The 15,993-nt window shown below is 52.6% G+C and carries 15 protein-coding genes, 1 pseudogene and 1 riboswitch; of the genes and pseudogenes, 12 read left to right on the top strand and 4 right to left on the bottom strand.

Annotated elements, in window-relative coordinates:
- The first annotated feature begins 6 nt into the window (after positions 1-6).
- On the top strand, positions 7-258 hold the full coding sequence (locus tag AC1DF0_RS15870; RefSeq protein WP_477574575.1) for a FadR/GntR family transcriptional regulator: 252 nt from the start codon (positions 7-9) through the stop codon (positions 256-258).
- Positions 259-288: 30 nt separating this feature from the next.
- Entirely contained in the window at positions 289-729 is a 441-nt protein-coding gene (locus tag AC1DF0_RS15865) for a FadR/GntR family transcriptional regulator (RefSeq protein ID WP_477574574.1), read from the top strand.
- 97 nt (positions 730-826) lie between these two features.
- Here the strand turns inward: AC1DF0_RS15865 and AC1DF0_RS15860 are convergent, their stop codons facing one another.
- Both AC1DF0_RS15860 and AC1DF0_RS15855 read right to left on the bottom strand, forming a co-directional pair.
- Positions 827-1,732: a J domain-containing protein gene (locus AC1DF0_RS15860; RefSeq protein ID WP_477574573.1), complete on the bottom strand. Its 906-nt coding sequence runs from the start codon at positions 1,730-1,732 to the stop codon at positions 827-829.
- Positions 1,733-1,865: 133 nt separating this feature from the next.
- On the bottom strand, positions 1,866-2,738 hold the full coding sequence (locus tag AC1DF0_RS15855) for a helix-turn-helix domain-containing protein (RefSeq protein ID WP_477574572.1): 873 nt from the start codon (positions 2,736-2,738) through the stop codon (positions 1,866-1,868).
- Positions 2,739-2,924: 186 nt separating this feature from the next.
- Between AC1DF0_RS15855 and AC1DF0_RS15850 the strand changes: the two genes are divergently transcribed.
- From AC1DF0_RS15850 to AC1DF0_RS15810, 9 genes are all read left to right on the top strand, one after another.
- Entirely contained in the window at positions 2,925-4,364 is a 1,440-nt protein-coding gene (locus AC1DF0_RS15850) for an L-fucose/L-arabinose isomerase family protein (protein ID WP_477574571.1), read from the top strand.
- Between the two features lie 113 nt (positions 4,365-4,477).
- Entirely contained in the window at positions 4,478-5,587 is a 1,110-nt protein-coding gene (locus AC1DF0_RS15845) for a rhamnogalacturonan acetylesterase (RefSeq protein WP_477574570.1), read from the top strand.
- A 70-nt stretch (positions 5,588-5,657) separates the two neighbouring features.
- Positions 5,658-6,203: a hypothetical protein gene (locus AC1DF0_RS15840; RefSeq protein WP_477574569.1), complete on the top strand. Its 546-nt coding sequence runs from the start codon at positions 5,658-5,660 to the stop codon at positions 6,201-6,203.
- Positions 6,204-6,287: 84 nt separating this feature from the next.
- Positions 6,288-6,331, top strand: a riboswitch (PreQ1 riboswitch).
- Positions 6,332-6,496: 165 nt separating this feature from the next.
- A complete protein-coding gene (queC, locus tag AC1DF0_RS15835; protein WP_477574568.1) occupies positions 6,497-7,165 on the top strand; it encodes a 7-cyano-7-deazaguanine synthase QueC in 669 nt (222 codons plus the stop codon).
- Positions 7,165-7,617, top strand: coding sequence for a 6-pyruvoyl trahydropterin synthase family protein (locus tag AC1DF0_RS15830; protein WP_477574567.1), 453 nt, complete (start codon positions 7,165-7,167; stop codon positions 7,615-7,617). The genes queC and AC1DF0_RS15830 overlap by 1 nt, the downstream gene beginning before the upstream one ends.
- Positions 7,607-8,341: a 7-carboxy-7-deazaguanine synthase QueE gene (gene queE / locus AC1DF0_RS15825; RefSeq protein WP_477574566.1), complete on the top strand. Its 735-nt coding sequence runs from the start codon at positions 7,607-7,609 to the stop codon at positions 8,339-8,341. Before AC1DF0_RS15830 ends, queE begins: the two co-directional genes overlap by 11 nt.
- Before the next feature lie 40 nt (positions 8,342-8,381).
- Positions 8,382-8,879: a preQ(1) synthase gene (gene queF, locus AC1DF0_RS15820; RefSeq protein WP_337103747.1), complete on the top strand. Its 498-nt coding sequence runs from the start codon at positions 8,382-8,384 to the stop codon at positions 8,877-8,879.
- Positions 8,880-8,932: 53 nt separating this feature from the next.
- Positions 8,933-10,522, top strand: a complete 1,590-nt coding sequence (locus tag AC1DF0_RS15815) for a YcdB/YcdC domain-containing protein (RefSeq protein ID WP_477574764.1) — start codon at positions 8,933-8,935, stop codon at positions 10,520-10,522.
- 190 nt (positions 10,523-10,712) lie between these two features.
- Positions 10,713-11,714: an alpha/beta hydrolase gene (locus AC1DF0_RS15810; protein WP_477574565.1), complete on the top strand. Its 1,002-nt coding sequence runs from the start codon at positions 10,713-10,715 to the stop codon at positions 11,712-11,714.
- 246 nt (positions 11,715-11,960) lie between these two features.
- Here AC1DF0_RS15810 and AC1DF0_RS15805 read toward each other — a convergent pair whose 3' ends face one another.
- Complete coding sequence (locus AC1DF0_RS15805) at positions 11,961-12,764, bottom strand: WYL domain-containing protein (protein ID WP_477574564.1); 804 nt, start codon at positions 12,762-12,764, stop codon at positions 11,961-11,963.
- A complete protein-coding gene (locus AC1DF0_RS15800) occupies positions 12,751-14,067 on the bottom strand; it encodes a helix-turn-helix transcriptional regulator (protein WP_477574563.1) in 1,317 nt (438 codons plus the stop codon). The genes AC1DF0_RS15805 and AC1DF0_RS15800 overlap by 14 nt, the downstream gene beginning before the upstream one ends.
- 198 nt (positions 14,068-14,265) lie before the next feature.
- Between AC1DF0_RS15800 and AC1DF0_RS15795 the strand changes: the two are divergent.
- Positions 14,266-15,692 (top strand): annotated as a pseudogene (locus tag AC1DF0_RS15795) (RtcB family protein).
- The last annotated feature ends 301 nt before the right edge of the window (positions 15,693-15,993 follow it).

Here is a 15,993-nt window from a genome sequence, read left to right as displayed (position 1 = left end):
AGGCGCATGTCGTCGCTGGATGTCGTGAAGTTGTCCAAACGCAATCATTACGAGGAAATAACGGAGCAAATCAAGGGACTCATTATGGACGGAAAGCTGAAGGTTGGCGACAAGCTGCCTTCAACGAAAACGATGTCGGAGCAATTCGGCGTCGGACGCTCGACAACGCGCGAAGCGCTTAGCGCGCTCAAAGCGATGGGCATGATCGAGATTCGGCAAGGGGGCGGCTGCCGCGTCATTCGCAGCGCGCCTGCGTAGGTAGAGCTTCCTGAGCTCCTGTCACTGCGGATGAACCGCGAGACGGTGCTGGAGCTGCTCGAAGCGCGCGAGTCGCTTGAAGTGTCGAACGCAGCCATTGCCGCTAAGAAACGCACAAATCACGATCTTGAGGCGTTAGCCGGCATCATTCATCAGATGGAGACGACGGTGGGCAATGACGCGGAAGGTGAGCGGCTTGATCTGCTCTTCCATCTGACGCTTGCGAAGGCCACGCATAATACGATTATGGCGCGGTTGTTCGAATCGATCATGGGCAAGATCGAAACAGCGATCCACGATATTCGCCGCGTCGAGCTGTATGCGAACGAGCAGGTCGCCGGAAGGCTGTACGAGGAACATTCCGCTATCTATGAAGCCGTCAAGGAGCAGCAAGCCGAACTTGCCGCCGAGCGGATGGAGCGCCATCTGCAGCATATTGAGTCTATCGTGCTGAAGCATATCGGATCCTAACTACTTGCATTTTCACACTAGGATAGACGAAGAGAAGAGGCTGCACCTGCATCGCCATGACGCGGGTACAGCCTCTTTCTCATGGATGGTCATACCGTTACTTAACCGTCCCCAAATACTTCTTAATAAATTGCAGCGCCTTGTCCGGGTTCTTCGCATTGACGCGAATGCCGACGATCATATCCTGCTTGTAGAGCGGCAGGTCCGTTACGAGCGAACTTGCGCTTAGATCGATGCCGTAAATCCGTTCGGTAGTATCTTCCTCTGTCTTGAGCTTTTGTGCTAGGCCGTCCTTGAGCAACGGCTTCAGTTCCCCTTCAGCTGCATCGTCAAGCGGCAACAACACCCCTTGAACGCCTACCCATTGGAAAATATTTTTGTCCATCACATAGACATCCGGATTTTCGGTTGCCAGCATGAGAACAGCTTTTTGCATATACGCATATTGGTTCGCTTCGTCCGCAGGCACAGGAGTCAGCATCGTCTTGAAACGCTTCCRTTCCGGAAAAGCAGCCAGCAGCGCTTTCTCAAGAGGCTCTTCTTTCTCCGCGGTATCATTCAAGTAGTAGTTGCCCATGAACGATACTTCAAGATCGACGGGAGGCAGACTTGCCAGGTAGGCTTTCTCTTCGCGATAGTTAACAAAGCTGATAACACCATAAATAATGAGTGCGACGGCTACGACGGCGCCGAGCGTATGGAACTTATAATACCGCCAAAAATGGTCCATCTTCTGGGCTTTGTCAGCCATGCCCTTGTACTTGCCGTATTCCTGTTCATTGAACGCATCGGTCGTCTTGCGGTCCTCGTATTCGAGGATGAATCGATACGCCCCAGTGATAAGCGCGAACTCATCATTGCCGCTGCTTCCCGTACCGCTATCCTGCTGCTGCGCTCGCGAGCGTTCTCTGCGCATCAATGTCGTGTAGCGCTTCTCTACTTCTTCTCTCGGAGCTAATTCCGGCAACCCCAAGCGTTCATATGCTTGCTTCAAATCGTCCACTTCGTCACCCCAATTAGTAAAATAGCTCTTGTATGCATCCTATCTATAAGTATACGGAATTCCGCGCCCAACGCAAACTTTGGGAGAAGAAAGAGAGTCATGTCGATTATAGGCGCAAATAAAGCTTGATAGCCTAGCTTTGCCGCCATTTTTTGCGGTAGACGAGCGGCGTTTGCTCCACACGGTCTTTGAACAGCGATATAAAATGGCTGACATTGTCGATGCCAATCTGCACGGCGATCTCGGCGATCGGCATATCGGAATATTTGAGCAGCTCCTTCGCTCTCGTAATCCGAGTATTAATGAGGTACTCATTCGGCGAGAAGCCGGTATAACGCTTGAATTGTTTGGCCAGATAGTATTTGCTGACCGCATGCTCCGCTGCCAGCTCGGTTAGCGACATCCTTTMCGCGAAATGCTCATCCATCCACTGCGTGATCTCGCCGATGTAGCTTGGGATATCCGCATAAGGAAGCTCAAGCTGTTGAGCGGTCAAGACCAGCTCGGTCAATAGCTCCGTAATCAGCTGCGAGCCGACTAGCTCGGTTCGGAAGCTTTTGCGAGCATGCAGCTCTAGCAATTGACGAAGCAGCGCAGGCACTGGTGTGTCAGGCTGGAGCTTCAGTACAGGCTCTGAGCTTAATGCGAATTGCTCGTAGTAGGCACGGACTGCGCTGCCATTGAAGTGCACCCATAACATGTCCCAGGACTGGCCTTGCTCGGTTGCATAGTGCTGATAATCCATACAATCGATGAAGAACAGCTGCTTGGCCATTAACGGGTATGTCGTGCCCCGGTAGGTCAATCGCCCGCTTCCGGCTAGGGTGTATACAAGAAGATACGATTCAAGCTGTTCCCTTTCTGTAAAATAACGTTCGAGCGTCTCGAAATATCCGATCTCCTGCACATAGAACAACGATTCCTTGGCGAAGGCCGACGGTGTAGCGAACAGCCGGACGGAGTTATCCGACCAGGCGGGATAACTTCTTTCGCTATATGCGCACATGATAGGAGTTCACCTCGCAAGATTGTGTTATTTTTGACCAAGATGATCTGATGTTATTGGTATTGAAAGCCGTTACAATGTGGATATAAAGCTATTATTTCATAAAATGACGAGGTGGTAAAGCTGACGTTACTATCTGCTATTAAACCAAGCAAGAGAGCACGGATCGGTCTTTATTCTGTTGGCTTGAGAGCATATTGGGAGCAATTTCCTGGTCTGCGTGAGCGGTTGATTGAATACGGGACATTCATCGAGAAGCGGATGTCCGCTTGGGGAGACGTATACAACTACGGACTTGTGGATACGGAAGGGGAAGGACGAAAGGCAGGGGAGTGGCTGAACGAGCAGCAGGTGGACTTGGTGTTCTGCCATGCTGCTACGTATTCGACGAGCTCAACCGTGCTGCCCGTTCATCTGATTAATAAAGCGCCGGTCGTATTTCTTAATCTGCAGCCGACGGAGCGCATTAGTTACGACCGGACGACAACCGGCGAATGGCTGGCGCATTGCGGAGCGTGTCCGGTACCCGAATTCGCCAACACGTTCAATCGCGCAGCGATCCCGTTCCGCGTCGTTAACGGGCTGCTCGGCTTGGACTATACGCCCGCTATTTCACTAACGAACGAAATTACAGCCCAGCGCAAGGAAGCGGTGCGCGCTTGGCGGGAGATTGAGGAATGGGTGCGCGCGGCCGCCGTACCGCGCAACCTGCAGCACAGCCGTTTCGGCTTCTTAGGAAATACGTACAGCGGCATGCTGGATATGTACAGCGACTTCACGATGATTGCGGCGCAGACTGGACTTCATGTCGAAGTGCTCGAGATGTGCGATCTCGATCGGCATTTGCGGCAAGTTACGCCCCAGGAAGTGAAGGCGAAGCTGGATGAGGTGCATGAGATGTTCCAGATTAGCGGCGATTCGCCGTCCGATCCGATTGCAAGGAAGCCGACAGAAGAACAGCTCGAATGGTCGTGCAAGGTGGCGGCGGCGCAGGAGCGTCTCGTTCGCGAGTATGATTTGGATGCGCTAACCTACTACTATCATGGCGCTCCGGGCGGTGAATACGAGACACTGCAATCGGGCTTCATTGTCGGTCATTCCTTGCTGACGGCTCGCGGCATTCCATGCTCGGGCGAAGGCGATCTCAAGACGGCCGTTGCGATGAAAATATGCGATCTGCTTGGAACGGGAGGCAGCTTCTCCGAAATCGTTGTCGTTGATTATGTAGACGATACGATTCTGCTCGGACATGACGGACCGTTCCATATTGCGATCTCGGAAGGCAAGCCTGTACTGAGGGGGATGGGGCTGTATCACGGCAAGCAGGGTACGGGCGTATCCGTCGAGGCGAAGGTTCGCGCGGGGGCCGTAACGACGCTGAACGTCACGCAGACCGGAGACGGAAAGCTGAAGCTGATCGCAAGCGAAGGGGAGTCGACGAACGGTCCGATTATGCGCATCGGCAATACGCAGACGCCTATCAAGTTCCGCCTTGCGCCGGATGATTATATGACGAGCTGGTTCGCTGAAGCGCCGACGCATCATTGCGCATTATCCATCGGTCATAATGCCTCGTTGTTCGCTAAGGTTGGCGAGCTGATGAAAGTGAAGCATGTGACGCTATAGCATCATCGCAACATATCGGAATATTGAACAAAATGATCCGTTATTTGCTACCTTTATAAGCAGCTATTCTGCTATTCTATCATTAATGATACTTGATGATAGGATGGTGCAAAGTGGCTACAACTTATCGATTCGATTTCGGCATTGGCGATTCGCCGCAGCCAGGTACAGAATATATTCAAATCCTGCCGGATACGGCGTATACCGATGAACAGGGTTACGGCTTTGAATCCTGTGAGCGTGTGAGCTCGCGCGATCGCGGCGAAGGCGACCGGCTGCGCAGCGCCTTCTGCATTCCTCTAGATTCTGCGTTCATCGTGAAGCTGCCTAATGGTCTGTACACGATTACAGTAACGATGGGCGACGCAATAGCGCCTACCGTTACTAGCTTGAAATACGGGGTCGGCCGAATGGTGCTGAACAAGATAGTGACGTCGGCGGGGCAATACGCGGTGCACAGCTTCACGGTGAAAGTGACGGACGGCAAGCTGCGGCTTGCCTTCTCCGGCGTAGCGCCGCGTATTAATGCGCTTGATATTGCGGAAGCGAAGCAAGCGACGACGATCTTCCTTGCCGGCGATTCCACGGTGACCGATCAGGACGTCTTCCCTTATGCGGGTTGGGGACAGATGCTGCCGCTGTACTTCAAGACCGATGTAGCGATCGACAATCATGCAAAGTCGGGACGCAGCTCGAAGAGCTTCATCTCTGAAGGGCGCTTGAAGCCAATATTGGACGAAATCAAGTCCGGCGATTATTTATGGATTCAGTTCGGCCATAACGACGAGAAGCAGGATGAGGAGCGGGCAACCGAGCCTTTTGGCTCCTACAAGGAGAAGCTGGCAATTTATGTGGAGGAAGCAAGCGCAAGAGGGGCAATTCCTGTCCTCATAACGCCGATGCATCGCCGCAAGTTCGATTCGCAAGGCCGCATTATCGATACGCATGGCGATTACTTGCTGGGCATGAAGGAGCTTGCGAGCGAGCTCGACGTTCCGCTTATCGATTTGGCAGCGAAGAGCAAGACGCTGTACGAGGGGCTTGGAGACGAGCCTTCCAAAGCGCTGTTCATGTGGGCGTATCCAGGCGAGTTCATTCATTTTCCGGATGGGGCGCAGGACGATACGCATTTCCAGGAGCTTGGCGCGATCCGTGTTGCCGGATTGGTAGTCGAAGGGGTGCGCGAGCTGGGGCTTGCGCCGCTGAACTTGTATTTGCGATAAAGGCTGTCGATTTTTTTAGATAATTGAACTAGAATAGATGGATCAACGTTATAGATCGCGAGGTATGCGGGTGTTTGATCCAACGGTGTTMGAAAATGTAAAAGTCGCGCTCGAGAATCATTTTTACGATTTAGACAATCTGGATCGGCTGATCGATATCGTGGGCCGGAATGACCGGATGGAAATGGCGGTTATGGCGCGCGAGTTCGGACTGCGATTCACGCTTGCGGGGCAGTCCGGAGTGTCGGCCGAAGTTAGGCTGGCGTCCTCGCTCCGGCAGCTTGCGGCCGAGCTGATGGACCAAGACGGCGATGCGGCGGCGGCCGGAGCCGGATGCTCGTTATCGTTGCGTTTCCGAGTCGCGATAAGCGAACCGGCCGACCAGTGTCGTCAGATTGAAGGCATTATGAGAACGATATGGGGCGACGATATGCCCTTTACTCAGACGATCAGCTATGTGCATGGGCAGGATTCTCCGCCACAGGCCGTTTTTTATACGAACAAAATTGAACTAAAGTTCAATCGAACGATCGGCGAGGAGCAAATGGAGGATATTCCCGAGCTGGCGGAACATATGCTGCAGACGTTAAGAGAACTGAAAGCCGTAGCTATTTAGCTCGAACTGGCAGTATCCAATCGGGAACGGTTGTGCTATAGTACTCCTATACAACTGAAGAAGAAATTCCGGCGCCGTTGGCGGCCGGGAGAGGTTCGCGAACTCCCTCTATAAAAAACTATGCAAAACGAAGGCTTCTCACGAGAGCCTCGTCTTTTTGCGTTCGGCGCGAAGCGGCAGTACCCGCTTCGCGCCGTTTCTTTGGAATCGGAACGCAAGCAGCATAAGGATGGAACTAGGGCGATCTCTTTCTTCTCCGATCAATGATCTATAAAGCGAGAGGAAGATGGAGCATGAAGCAAGGTAAAGCAGTCGTCGTATTCAGCGGCGGTCAAGACAGCACGACATGCCTATTCTGGGCAATGGAGCGGTTCAATGAAGTAGAGGCGATTACGTTCGATTACGGACAGCGCCATAAGCTGGAGCTTGAGGTTGCCGCTCAGATTACGAAAGACTTAAACGTGAAGCATCATATTTTGGATATGTCGCTCCTGAATCAGTTAGCGCCTAACGCGCTGACTCGCGACGATATCGAGATTGAACATAAAGAAGGCGAGCTGCCTACGACATTCGTTGACGGACGCAATATGTTGTTTCTAACGTTCGCTGCTGTGCTCGCGAAGCAGATTGGCGCTGCACATATTGTTACCGGCGTATGCGAGACGGACTTCAGCGGATATCCCGATTGCAGGGATGTATTCGTGAAGTCGCTTAACGTAACGCTTAATTTATCGATGGATTATCCTTTCGTTATCGATACGCCGCTGATGTGGCTGAACAAAGCAGAGACGTGGGCGCTTGCCGACGAGCTTGGAGCCTTCGATTATGTGCGGGAGCGGACGTTGACCTGTTATAACGGCATTCCATCGGACGGCTGCGGACATTGTCCGGCCTGTCTGCTTCGTCAGAAAGGGCTTGATGATTACTTGGAGGCTAAGGGCGACAAGGAGGAGGTTAATTGATGCTTCAACAAATTTATCCTTCGGTCGCGCATGATTATAGTTATGAGCTGAACAAAGACTTTCATTTCGCCGCAGCGCACTTTGTCCCTTCGGAAGATGCAGGCAAGTGCCGCCAAACGCACGGACATACGTATTATGCGAACGTGACGGTAGCGGCCGACGAGCTCGACCAGTCCGGCTTTCTCGTGAATTTCGCGATTATTAAGCGGCTGATCCATGATCGGTTCGATCATACGCTGCTTAATGACGATACGGAGAGCTTCAGCGACGAGCAGCCGGAGCGATATCCGACGACGGAAGTCGTGGCGCGCACGATCGCTGAGCTCGTGCAGAATTATCTGGACGCTACTGCCAATCAGCCGCGCGTCTTGCAGGTGTTTCTTCGCGAGACGCCTACAAGCTATTGCGTATATCGGCCGAAGCGAAAGGCGGCGGCAGTCGATGAGCGCTAATTCGAAGCTTATTCCTGTATTGGAGCTGTTCGGCCCGACTGTTCAAGGCGAGGGAATGGTCATCGGACGCAAGACGATGTTCGTCCGCACAGCCGGCTGCGATTATCGGTGCAGCTGGTGCGATTCCGCCTTCACCTGGGACGGCACCGGCAAGGACGATATCCGAATGCTCGCAGCGAATGAAATTATAGGGAAGTTGCGGGCGCTGGGCGGAGACTGCTTTGATCATGTGACGATCTCAGGCGGCAATCCTGCTCTGCTGCCCGCCCTCGGCGAGTTAATTGATGGGCTGCACGAGCGGGGGATTCGTTCTGCGCTTGAGACGCAGGGAAGCCGATGGCAGGACTGGTTCTTGGACATTGACGATCTGACGCTGTCGCCGAAGCCGCCGAGCTCCGGCATGACGACGGACTGGGCCGTACTTGACGATATTGTGGGCAAGCTGCAAAGCAAGTCGCGCAGCTTCTGCTTGAAAACGGTCGTATTCGATGAGCTGGATTTGGAATATGCGACATTCGTCCATCTCCGTTATCCAGGCGTACCGTTCTATGTACAGGCGGGCAATGCGAATCTGCGAGAGACGGAGCCTACGCGAATGCTGCCTTATTTGGTAGAGCGCTATGAATGGCTCATCGAGCAAGTAATGCACAATTCGGAGCTGCGCAGCGTACATGTGCTGCCGCAATTGCATACATGGGTTTGGGGCAATAAGAAAGGCGTTTAGAGCATGAACCATTTTAAAACAAAGTTGGAGGGTATCGGTTATGGAAGGAAGAAGCAAAGAAGAGCTGAACGGCGTGACGCTGCTTGGCAATCAAGGAACGAACTATATTTTTGAATATGCGCCTCAAATATTAGAGACGTTCGATAATAAGCACCCGAATAGGGACTACTTCGTCAAGTTCAATTGTCCTGAATTCACGAGCTTGTGCCCGATGACGGGGCAGCCGGATTTCGCGACGATCTATATTTCTTATATTCCCGATGTGAAAATGGTCGAGAGCAAGTCGTTAAAGCTGTATTTGTTCAGCTTCCGCAATCATGGCGATTTCCACGAGGATTGCATGAACATCATTATGAACGACTTGATTGCGCTCATGAATCCGCGTTACATTGAAGTATGGGGTAAATTTACGCCAAGAGGCGGCATTTCTATCGATCCGTATTGCAATTGGGGCCAGCCAGGCACCAAATACGAGCAAATGGCAGATTTCCGCCTTATGAATCATGATCTCTATCCGGAGAAAGTAGACAATCGCTAACGATAGCTGTACCCGGAGGAGACGAAACCGAATAGGAGATTAAGAAGTTGTCTATGGATCACAACAAGCTGCGCGAGGCAGCGATGGCGGTTACGGTAATTCCGCCCGGCTACCTCCTTGTGATGGAGGACAGCATCCCTAAGGATGATGCGCGGGAACGCGGCTATATTTGGGAGCATCCAGAGCATTCTGAAGAGCGCATTGAGATCGCGCTTGATCTGGACACTGCTGCGCTGCTCGAATTGCGAATCGAATCCGCGAGTCAGCCGGCCGGGCCGCGCAAGTGTCCTCTGGAGGATGTAAAGGCGGTTACGGATGCTTTTCTAACGAAACATGCAGTTGATCCTTCTCGACTAACATGGGTGCATGTAGAAGAAGGACAAAGCTGCACGTATATGACGTTCAGGGAAGAGGTCGGCGGTGTTGCACTGCCGGATACCGGCTGCGAGCTGACGCTTGACGCCGAGCTGAACGTGATCAGATATCGGAATTGCTATGGCGCTGACATGCCTGCAAGGCCGGAATGGCCGAAGGAAATAACGACTGCCGATACGATCAAATCACGGCTTCTGCGGGAGCTTCGTATGGAGCTTGCGATAGTTGCCATGCACCCTGCTGTCCATGAAGGTTATGCCGTCGATGCGGATACGAATGATGATTACGACGCATACAGGCTCGTCTATGTTCCTACTGATGCATGGCGTATGCTTGATGCGGCTACCGGCCTTGATCTCTACGAACCCGATCACTACCGTATGCCGCCTAGCTTCCCTATCTTGAGAAGAGAAGGAGACATGCGGGCTCCCCTTCGGTATGCGGATGCCGACCGAGCCGAGATCGAAACGAAGCTAGGCGTGGATAGCCGGGCGTATAGGCTTGATCGCAGCCATGACGATGGCGAATTCATTACGCTGATTTATAGGCACAAGGATGAGAAACAGCCAAGCACAGAGGCGGAAGCTCTGTCGGTTGACGGTTATATGGAGCGGAGATGGGGCGAGCAACTGCGCAACATGAGTGCTTCGCATAGACTTCGGTTCGAGAAGTCGACCGGACGTCTTATCGAGTACAGCTGTTATAGCCGCCGAGTAAGTGCTGCACGTACGGAGGGTTCGAAGACGCCGCTAAGCCGTCCCGAATGCTGGCGCCGTGCGAAGCAATTTATGGAGCTTGTGTTTCCCGAGTACGATCGCTACCTCCAGTTGCAAGAAGCGCACGGCTCTGAGGATGGAGAAGCCGAAGCCGTTGAGCGGGAGTTCTTTTATTTGCCTGTCTATATCAGTGACGTGCCTCTTCATCTGGAGCGTGTCACGATCAGCGTCAGCACAGCAACCGGAGAGGTGCTGCTCTATAGCGGAGTATCCGCGTATCTGCTCCATAAGCTTGAGCAGCATAAGCTTGAGCCGTCACTTACAGCTGAAGATGCGTTGAAGCCATATTTGGCCTACAATCGGCTGCGATTAAGATGGTACTTAGATCAAAATCAAGATCAAGATAAGCCGCCGTCCGCCTATCGGCTTATTTATGAATCCATTGCCTCCGAGGACGAGCTGCCCTTTGAGGGAAGTCACAGCAGAACTTTACGTTATATCGATGCGGTTAGCGGCGATCTTATTTGGGATAAGGTCACAAAACGCAAATAATGAGCTGAACCGAGCTTCAGCCTGACGTGCATGGAATGCCGGATCGATGGCAAACTTAAGGTTAATAATGGTACTATGGATTCAAATGCAAAGCTAAAGGATCAAATAAGAGCGAGCAGCGAGCCATGTGAGAAGGCGCGGGCTGGGTGGMTGGTTAGCTGGCAATCMAAGGTGAAATGAGCGGACGCATATGAACGGAATCGTAGTCGTAATCGGGATCATTTTATTAGTGCTTATCGTGATAGCCGTGCTGGCTGTCATTAGTGTTTACTTCTATAACCTCGCGATCAAGCGCGGGTCCAAAGATTTTCTTAGCAGCAGCGGAGATCTGGTTCAGAACGACGGGGGCGGCGAGAAAGAATCGGCGATCGACCTTGGGTTGCAGGAGGAGGATGTGCCCGCCGCGCTCGAGCTGGACGGCGTACAATGGGTAGACAGCCAAAACCCTCAGATTTGGCATATTACGACGAAGGATGGTCTTAAGCTTCAGGGCTATTATTTGCCGGCCAAATCGCCTACTGCGAATACGGTTATCTTGGCACACGGTTATTCGTCGAAAGGCAAGGATCTAGGGCTTATCGCTCGTTTCTATTACGAGCAGTTCGGTTATAACGTGCTGATGCCGGATGACCGGGGACATGGAGAGAGCGAAGGGAACTACATCGGCTTCGGATGGGTTGATCGGAATGATTATTTGCAGTGGATTCGGAAGACGGTGGATACCGTCGGGGAAGAAGCACGGATCGTCCTGCACGGCATATCCATGGGCGGAGCGACCGTCATGATGGTTAGCGGAGAACCGCTTCCGAAGCAAGTCAAAGCCATTATCGAGGATTGCGGCTATACGTCGGTGCGCGACCAATTGGCGTACCAGCTTAATCGGCTGTACAAGCTGCCGGCTTTCCCTATTCTGCAGGCTACCAGCTTATTGACGAAGCTAAAGGCCGGTTACAGCTTTGCCGAAGCGTCGGCGCTGCGCCAATTGGCGCGCAACAAGCTGCCGATGCTGTTCATTCACGGCAGCGACGATACGTTCGTGCCGACGGAGATGGTTTACCGGCTGTATGACGCTTGCCATACGGAGAAGGAGCTGTACGTCGCGGAAGGGGCTGGGCACGGACTCGCTTATAGCACGAATAAAGCTGTCTATGAACGCAAAGTCCATGATTTTATTGCCCGCTACGTCGTATAGCGATGCTTGCAACGTTGGTAGGAGGTTTCCTAATTACGATTAGCCTGTATTTCATACAGTCTAATTGGGCTAATCGCCTATTAAGTGACTCTTGAGTGGAAAACATACAGTCAAAACCGGCATTTGAGTCCTCATTGGCCATCCTCCGTCCATTTGACTGTACAAAATCCACTCATGAAGCTCAAAACAAATGAACACCCCTTCAACAGGGGGCTGCGATAAGCCGCCTCTAAGAAGGGGTGTTTTTTAATCCAACTGCCCGTAACGTTCAAGCGCCATATTGGCTGTGTTCAGCATTCGGCTCTTTAAGTAATCGCCGTCTACGAGTCTAACCCGCTTGCCTAGAAAACGAAGCTTGGAGAGCACATATTCCTGCTCTTCGCCGGGGAATGTCAGCTGAATCGTGTACACATGGGCAACGGCATCGTATTCGACTTTCTTATCGAAGCAGGAGAAAGCGTAAAGGATACGCGACAGCTCTTCGTTGTATTGCTGTACGACCTCGATCGCCACGGTCATATTGCGTCTGTCAATTAACCGGCGAATAGAACTTTGAAGCTGCTCATACTGCGAAGGCGGCAGTTCCATTTCCTGTACATCGACTATTTTGTTCAGCCTTGTCGTAAGCAGCTTGCGGCGGCTTAGGTGAAACCATAGCAGGTACCATTCCCGCTTCACCATCGAATATTCGAGCTTATAGGGAACAGCGCTCTGGCGAGCGTTAAGGCTGCCGTCCTTCGTCAGGAAGCTTAGCGTGATCCCGCTTCGATTCATAATGGCTCGCCGCAGTTGACGCAGCAGCGGATGGTACACATGGACGACTTTACTGCGTGCCTTCTCGCTGAGTCGGTCGTCCGTTCGCAGCACGGGATCAGCCTCCAGCATCGTCAGCAGCTTGTTCAGCGTCTCCGGAGTGAATGCGTGCTGCGAGGCAGCTTCGGACAGCATCGTCTTCAGCCAGCTTCTCTCGTGAGCGGTGGCCAGGAATGTCCCGGAGTCGTCGAGCTTCGAGATGACTTGATAATTGAAAATTTTCTCAAACGGATTCATAATACGACTTCAGCTCCTTCCATTCTTCGATCATTTCCCGCCGCAGCTGGGCTGGCTCCAGCACCTCGCAGCTTGAACCGAAGCTGCGTATCCAAGGCTTAATCTCCAACGTGCCGTTCACTTCAATCTCGTATAGAAAGGAGGTTTCATCCTCCTGAAAAATGACTCCCCATTGCCCTTGATGAAGCACGCGCTCCTTCACGAAATTACGCGAGCCGTCGCCGGGATTGAAGAACCGCAGCCGAACCGTAACGCGCCTTCCCGTATCGATTAGCCAGGAATAAGCGATCTTCTCCTCCAGCTCGGCAAGCTTCTGCCCGAACAGCTCGGCAGGAGCAGATACCCCGTCATCCGCATTTTGGGTGACGCCCTCCAACCGGTATTTGCGAATGTTATGCCGCGCATGGTAGGCGAGCAAGTACCAACGGCCGTATTGATGATCGTATACGACCTTCAGCGGCAGGGCCCGCTCCAATACGCCATCGGAATCTCGTTCGAATAGCGGGTTCGTGTTCTGCGAAGCATAGCTCTTCTTTTTTTTCGGCGAGAAGTAGAGAAACGTAACGTATTTGCGCTGCTCAATGGCGGCTAGCAGGCTGAACAGATGAGCCTCATCCAGCAGGCGGGAGTAGTAATGATATTTATATAAAAAAGCGCCTAGCGCCTCTTGCTCCACGTTGCTGCGCAACAGCTGTTTCTTCAAGCTGTCGCGCAGCAGATAGCCTTGGAGCGAAGGGACCTGCGTATTCGCCATAACGTCTACAAAATCGTACAGATCCAGCCATTCATCCTCTGTCAGCGCTGTCAGCCAATCGTTATGAAGGCGGTAGCGGGATGGGCGCGGACCGGGAGCTTTGCGAATGACGCCGACCTGCTCTAAGTATTTAAGGTCGGATCGAATCGTCTTCTCATCGGGCAGAGCCTGCTCCTCCGGTAGACTTGCGTAACAAATATCGAGCAGCTCCATCGCCGTCCGCGCTTGGTCGCTCATCGCCGCGAGCAGCAGAGATATGCGTTCGCTCTCCGACTCTTTGAGCGACTTGGCGCGGAATAGGAAGAGCAGCATCGGATCGGCCCTGTCGAAGTAATTGAACCGGATCGTCTCCGCCAGCTCCTTGCTCTGCTCCGCGGGAAGCTGCTGGTGAACCGAGCTTACGATTTCTTTAAGCCGCTTCAGCGTTTTATCGAAGGTATGTACCGAAATGCCGAGCCTGTCGGCGAACTGCTGACGGCTGTAAGCGCCGCTCGTTAGCGCCAGCATCCGCAAAAACTGAATTTCCTTATCGAAGCTTTCTCTTGCCATGTTCGTTTTGCTCCTCTCCAGGGGCGTCCTCATTTATCCATTGTATCATCGAATTTCTGATTTGATTATGCTTTGTAATACTTTCGCCATGTTCGCAGCTAACGAAATGAGTCATGATAGAACTCGTAAGACGCCTTAACCTACAACATTCGAATCAGACACTAACGATACACGGACATAGAGTCAGGAGGAATGACAATGGAGCTTCAATGGAACCATTCTTACAAAAACCACGGCGGTAATCACTACGAGCTAGAGCTTGCGAGCGGCAAGCTTCATCTGTTCGCCAACGAGGAAGTGCTCGCTTCTTTCGAACCGAAGGTGTTCGAGATGGCGAACAACAATCTGCAAATTCCGCGCAACGTCTATATGAGCTATACGCCGGACGCGCATGTCGGAGTAGGAACATGCATTGGCACGACGGCGGTATGGAGCATGAAGGACGGCTGCGTGTCGCCCTCGATCGTAGGCTCGGATATCGGCTGCGGCATGCGCGTTCATACAACGCCGCTGCATAAGCGCGATATACAAAATAAAGAGATTCGCCGAAGCCTCATTGGGGCAATCGAAAAATATGTCCCGACGAACGAGCGTACGAATACGAATTACAATGACATCGATATTATGAGCGTCGTAAGAAACGGCCTCAAGGGCTTGCCGGATAAATATATTCCGAATAAGCAATGGCTTACCCACGTGGAGCTACGTTCCCATATGATCACGCTTATCTCGAGCAGCTGCCTCCCAAGATTCGCAAGCATGCGCATGGCCAATTAGGGTCGCTGGGCAGCGGCAACCATTTTATCGAGATTCAGTACTTGGAAATTAACGAGGAGTACGAGGCGGTAGCGGCAAAATGGGGCTTATTCGACGGGCAAGTCGTCGTCATGATCCACTCCGGTTCCCGTTCTTGGGGAGCAATGGTAGGGCGCGAGCATAACAACGTCATTAAGGAAGCGATGAGTCAATGGGGCGTCAGCAATCCCGACCCGCAGCTGATCTACGCGCCAATCGCGAGCCGCGAAGGGCAGACGTACCTGAATCTGATGTACTCCGCGCTTAACTTTGCGGTAAGCAACCGCCATATGATTGCTTACGGCGTACGCGAAGCGTTCAAGGAAGTGTTCGGCGAGGGGATGGAGCTGCCGGTGCTGTATGACTTGATGCATAATTACGCGCTCAAGGAATTCCACCGCAATCAACCGATGCTCGTTCATCGCAAGGGCGCGACGCGCGCGTTGCCGCCAGGCCATTTTTTGAACACGGCGGCATACAAGGAGACGGGGCATCCGGCGTTGATCCCCGGTTCGATGGGAACGTCCTCCTACATTATGGTTGGCCGCGAGGAAGGAATGAAAAACTTTTATTCCATCTGCCATGGAGCGGGGCGGGCGAGATCGCGCAAAGCGACGAAGCTGCTCGTCACGGTCGACCAATTCGAGCAATCGATGAAGGTCGGCACGGACGATGAGGTGCTCGTGAATCACCGCTCGCTGCAGAGCATTCTGGATGAATGCCCGCAAGCCTACAAGGACGTCGATCAAATTATCGACAGCGTTGTCGGCGCGTCGTTAGCCGGCGTCGTCGCCAAATGCAAGCCGATGGCTGCGATCAAGGGCATCTAGTTTTTTTACGCTTACCAATGCGCTATTAAAGATAACATCAATAATAGATGAGGTTAGCGGCAGGGGTGGCATACCTTGGCTGGGATTTCATAGAGTCCCGCAGTGCTTGCGCATGTTATGCGCTTGTATGCTGTATCGCGCATCGCCTCGCTAATCTCCCACATGTAGTATGAAGCAGGGGTTCGATTCCCCACGTGCCTTTCACGCACGCTCATGGTAGAGCACTCGACTTTTAATCGAGAGAACCTAATCCTATTAACGACCAGCCTCGGCAATTTTCACGGAGGGCTTACATAGACTC

This window comes from Paenibacillus sp. 05T425 (assembly GCF_056396205.1).
The sequence above is the reverse complement of the archived record's forward strand: the minus strand, read 5'-3'. Positions and strand labels throughout refer to the sequence as shown.

What these genes read in the sequence shown, in the direction of transcription:
- queF (WP_337103747.1), top strand. Translation starts at nt 8,382, where the DNA reads ATGGAAGGAAGAAGCAAAGAAGAGCTGAACGGCGTGACGCTGCTTGGC.
- AC1DF0_RS15870 (WP_477574575.1), top strand. Translation starts at nt 7, where the DNA reads ATGTCGTCGCTGGATGTCGTGAAGTTGTCCAAACGCAATCATTACGAG.
- AC1DF0_RS15865 (WP_477574574.1), top strand. Translation starts at nt 289, where the DNA reads ATGAACCGCGAGACGGTGCTGGAGCTGCTCGAAGCGCGCGAGTCGCTT.
- AC1DF0_RS15805 (WP_477574564.1), bottom strand. Translation starts at nt 12,764, where the DNA reads ATGAATCCGTTTGAGAAAATTTTCAATTATCAAGTCATCTCGAAGCTC.
- queE (WP_477574566.1), top strand. Translation starts at nt 7,607, where the DNA reads ATGAGCGCTAATTCGAAGCTTATTCCTGTATTGGAGCTGTTCGGCCCG.
- AC1DF0_RS15810 (WP_477574565.1), top strand. Translation starts at nt 10,713, where the DNA reads ATGAACGGAATCGTAGTCGTAATCGGGATCATTTTATTAGTGCTTATC.
- AC1DF0_RS15815 (WP_477574764.1), top strand. Translation starts at nt 8,933, where the DNA reads ATGGATCACAACAAGCTGCGCGAGGCAGCGATGGCGGTTACGGTAATT.
- AC1DF0_RS15830 (WP_477574567.1), top strand. Translation starts at nt 7,165, where the DNA reads ATGCTTCAACAAATTTATCCTTCGGTCGCGCATGATTATAGTTATGAG.
- AC1DF0_RS15800 (WP_477574563.1), bottom strand. Translation starts at nt 14,067, where the DNA reads ATGGCAAGAGAAAGCTTCGATAAGGAAATTCAGTTTTTGCGGATGCTG.
- queC (WP_477574568.1), top strand. Translation starts at nt 6,497, where the DNA reads ATGAAGCAAGGTAAAGCAGTCGTCGTATTCAGCGGCGGTCAAGACAGC.